This window comes from Stieleria sp., from assembly GCF_041595215.1.
Classification (GTDB): Bacteria; Planctomycetota; Planctomycetia; order Pirellulales; family Pirellulaceae; genus Stieleria; species Stieleria magnilauensis.
The window spans coordinates 1-3,871 of record NZ_JBFHKV010000851.1 but is presented as its reverse complement, the minus strand read 5'-3'; the positions used below and the strand labels follow the sequence as shown (position 1 = coordinate 3,871).

General features: G+C 59.0%; 4 protein-coding genes. All 4 read right to left on the bottom strand.

Annotation, left to right across the window (positions count from 1 at the left end):
* Positions 1–1,147: serine/threonine-protein kinase (locus ABX749_RS25175; RefSeq protein ID WP_372898427.1), on the bottom strand; the 1,147-nt coding region annotated here is incomplete at its 3' end.
* A 10-nt stretch (positions 1,148–1,157) separates the two neighbouring features.
* Positions 1,158–1,766 carry an RNA polymerase sigma factor gene (locus tag ABX749_RS25170; protein ID WP_372898426.1) on the bottom strand — a complete coding sequence of 203 codons (609 nt, stop codon included), beginning with the start codon at positions 1,764–1,766 and terminating at the stop codon, positions 1,158–1,160.
* Between the two features lie 192 nt (positions 1,767–1,958).
* Positions 1,959–2,612, bottom strand: a complete 654-nt coding sequence (locus ABX749_RS25165; protein WP_372898425.1) for an ECF-type sigma factor — start codon at positions 2,610–2,612, stop codon at positions 1,959–1,961.
* 424 nt (positions 2,613–3,036) lie between these two features.
* Positions 3,037–3,690 carry a hypothetical protein gene (locus ABX749_RS25160; protein ID WP_372898424.1) on the bottom strand — a complete coding sequence of 218 codons (654 nt, stop codon included), beginning with the start codon at positions 3,688–3,690 and terminating at the stop codon, positions 3,037–3,039.
* Positions 3,691–3,871 lie beyond the last annotated feature (181 nt).

The following is a 3,871-nucleotide window of genomic DNA, read 5'->3' as shown; positions in this document are numbered from 1 at the left end:
CGCTGGCCGGTCCGATCCGCTCCACCTCGCTGATCGGCCCGGTCGATGACATGCTCGGCTTGGGACAGGCGACGAGCAATTCGGCAAGCCGATGATCCTGGGCGAAGGGCTGCAATCGATCCGCGACTTCGTTCAGATCTGCCGGCCGCTGTTCCGGCAGTCGGCGGACCATCTGGTCGATCAGGGCGACCAGTTGTGGCGGCAGGTCATCCCGCATCGTTGAAATCGAGGGCGCGTCCTGCGTGGTCAACGCGACCGCCCGCTCGACGGCTGTCTTGTTAGCGCTCGCTTTGCTCGGCGTCCTGCCACAGAGCAACTTTGTCAACGTCGCACCGAGTGAATAGATATCGGCGCGATAATCGACGTCGCGACTGTTGAGCCCCTGTTCGGGCGACATAAACTCCAGCGTTCCGATCACTTGGCCGGTCGCGGTCAACTCGTCACGGTCGGCGTTGGGGTCACAGATCGAGGCCAACCCCAAGTCCAGAATCTTGACAACGGGGGCGCCCCCGTGATCCAACGCCAGCATCAGGTTGGACGGTTTGATATCGCGATGAATCAGTCCGGCCTCGTGCGCCGCTGCCAAGCCGATCGCCGTCTGTCGAGCCAGTTCACAAGCGTCCGGGATCGCCAGCGGTCGGCAATAACGCAGCAGCTGGGAAAACGTCACCCCGTCGACGAGTTCCATGGCTAGAAATTGGATACCGTCGCGGACGCCGCCATCGGTCGCTGCGACGATGTTGGGATGACTGATCTTGCCCAGTGCCTTCATCTCGCGGCGAAACCGTCGCTTGATCGCCGATCGTTCTTGTTTCGAAGCGGTCAGCACCTTGAGCGCGACGATGCGATCGAGACGTTCGTGCCGCGCCTTGAAAACACGCCCCATGCCTCCCTGTCCAAGGTTGCCCAGCAATCGATACGGACCGATTTTCAAGGAGGGAAGCGAATCCCCGACGGCGTCACTGATGACTGTCGCGACGTCTTCGTCTTCGGCATCGTCATGCTTGGTGGATAACGACCGCACTTTGGAGACCGATTCGATGCAGCCGGTTTCCAGTTCAAACGGATCACCCTCCCAGTCGCTCAACTCGCGAAGCAAGGAGAGTTCGCGATCGAATTCTTCAGCGGAATCATCGGGAGCGGTCATCGGGCGTCGCTCATTCCATCATTTCTTCACGCATCCGACACAAGACGCGATACGTTGCTTGGCGAACGGCTGTCGCGGTCATCGCCAAGTCGCGTCCGACATCCGTTGCCGATTGATTCTCGATCGTGGTCCGCCAAAATGCTTGCCACGTCGTCTCTTCAAAGTCATCGCGGATCATACGAAGCGTTCGGAACACCAGCCCCTTTCTCACTTCCTCTTCGTCGGGCGGCGCGTCGCAACGGAGCATCTCCGGTACGTTGCACCGCCAAACGTCCGCCGTCGGATCGGCTTGATCACCAAGTTCCGTCTGCAGGCGTTCGAAATGCCGACGTAAGACCTGACGATTGATTCCCCACAGCCAGGTGCGAAAGCTGCCGGTAACACCGGTGGGCGTAAACGTGGACAGCCGCGTGGAGACCACCCGAAAGACCTCCACGGTCAGATCCCTGGCCTCAGCCATCTGCAGGTTCGCGCGGCGCGACCAGCGATACACCATCGGTGCGTAGAGATCAGCGAACCTCGCCCATGCCTGCGGGTCTTCCTCGCATAACTGACGGATCAGTCCGCTGGCAGTCGCTGCAGATCCCGTCGAATAGCCCGCGTTGACCGATGTGCTCATCAACCTGGTTCCCTCAACCCGCCGCGGTGAAGTCGTTCGAGTCGCCTGGATAGCTCGATCGATGGATAAGTAAGCACCTGTTTTCGGGGCTTTTAAGATACCCGCCAAATGGCATTTCTGCAAACTTTATTGCCGAGAAACGGGCTGAAACGCTTCGGCTGGCGGCCTGCCGGCGGCCTGCCGGCGCGGCGGTCACAAACTCGGATCGTGATCCGACCAGACCTCGCGGATGTTCCGCAAGTGACGCTCCACCGTCGCGACACTGCAATTCTGCTCGACGGCGATTTCTCGGTTCGAATGCCCCGCCAATCGCATCAAGGCGATCTCGCGATCTCGCTCATTGAGCCGCGAGAGCAATTCCCGGCAGGATAGCGGGATCTGGTCGATCAGCGTTTCGGTCGGCGGCGATTCGATCAGTTCGACGAAGTCCAGCAAAATGCTGGGGTGAAAGTCACTCCTGCGGCCGCGACGTTGTTTCAACGCATGTTGATCGCGATGCACGTTGGCCGCTTTGCGTTTGGTGATCACGACCAACAGTTGCCAAAGGTCCTCTCGATTCTGTAATCGTCGAAATCGGCCCTTTTGAGCGCCTTCCCAAATCGCCCGCATCGCCCCGATGGCGAGGTCATGTTCGTCAACAAAGCTGCGAGACGCTCCGGCAAGCTTTTTGTCCGCCAATTGGCAGATCCGCTCGAAATAACGCTCCCATAACGAAGCGACGGCCATCGAGTCGCCTCGTTTCATGTCGGCGATCCACTCCGAAACACTGTCTTGATCGCTGTCGTCTTTCTGGTCACAGGGCATGGACAACAGTGTACCGAGTTTTGCTTGCTGGGTTTTGTGCACTGGGTTCTGCAGTTCGGGAGCGCATTTCGCTGCTGCGGAAACTGATTGCGATCGTCGCAGGCCGGTGGCGAGGATCAATTTGACGACGTCTGATCAAGTGACGGTACGGCGTCCGATTTTATTCTTGGATTTTCCAGGAATTCAATGAGGGGAAAACGCGGGGCGCCGGGAGATGTAGATTGGACGGGTGTGCTTGCGCCCGTCGGTGAGATTGCAGGGGCCTGAGCCGTCCAGCGTTTCCCCGGTTTTCCCTTCACGGTGACCGGAAGAATTTGGTGGCGGAGGCTGCTGCGGAACTCTTATAATGTTGACAGACATCGCACAATCGATCCAGCCAGCGATGGTGGCCCGCATGAGTTTGCCCCACTCATGATGGGATCCCCATCGCTGGCTTTTTTAAATGGATCCCGCATCCCGAATGTCGTCACTTGCGTTGGTTCCATACCTTGACGTCGTCGATCTGGACACCGTCCCCGGCGCAACGGAAGACGAGCGTCGGCTTCTTCACCCCAAACGTCGGGTGTGACGCCTTGAGCTGCGTTTGGTCCAGAGTCGCCGTCACGTATGGTCCCCAAGTCGTTACACGCAATTGATGCCATCGATCCGTTTCGACCGCGGTGTCCGAGGACGCGAGTACCTCGTTGGGATCTTCCTGGGGACGATTCTTGTCAACGTGCTTCATGATCCGCCAGCCGGTGGGCGACACGATGACCGAAAACAAATGCCCTTTCTTGTCCAGTTCTCCCTTGGCCGGATCGAATCCGAAATGAAAGGCCTTGGTGCCGTCGGAGATTTTGAAACCCAATTGGTAGACGGCATTGTCGGTCTGGACGGTGTAGCGGGCCGCGGCGGCATGTTTATCGGCCGGCAATTCCTTCGCCTGCAGCACGCCGTCGGCCACCGTCCATGATCCGGTGTTGATGTGCCACTTGTCACCGAGCGGCCCGTCGAACGTTTGATCCACCACCAGATCGCTGTTTTGCGGGGCGACATCGAATGGTGGTTCGGCGGCGTGGAGCAATTCGGTTGGACCAATGGCGATTGCGAGTAGGGCGGCGAGCAGGCGTGGTGTTGACATGGGATTCTTTTTCGATGATCGGGAAAAGGGAGACGGGCTGTCACTGGCGGGGCGAGGAAATGATTCCTAAGTCCACCGATCGTTAGCCGACGGAGCGGGAGCGCCACGTAACGTGGAAAGCATTTCTTAGCGGTAGGGCGCGAGCCCTCCGGTGTTTCGGTAACGATGAGGAACCGGAGGG

Bases quoted from the DNA above. Each gene is read 5' to 3' on its own strand.
- ABX749_RS25160 (WP_372898424.1), bottom strand. From the start codon at position 3,690: ATGTCAACACCACGCCTGCTCGCCGCCCTACTCGCAATCGCCATTGGT.
- ABX749_RS25170 (WP_372898426.1), bottom strand. From the start codon at position 1,766: ATGAGCACATCGGTCAACGCGGGCTATTCGACGGGATCTGCAGCGACT.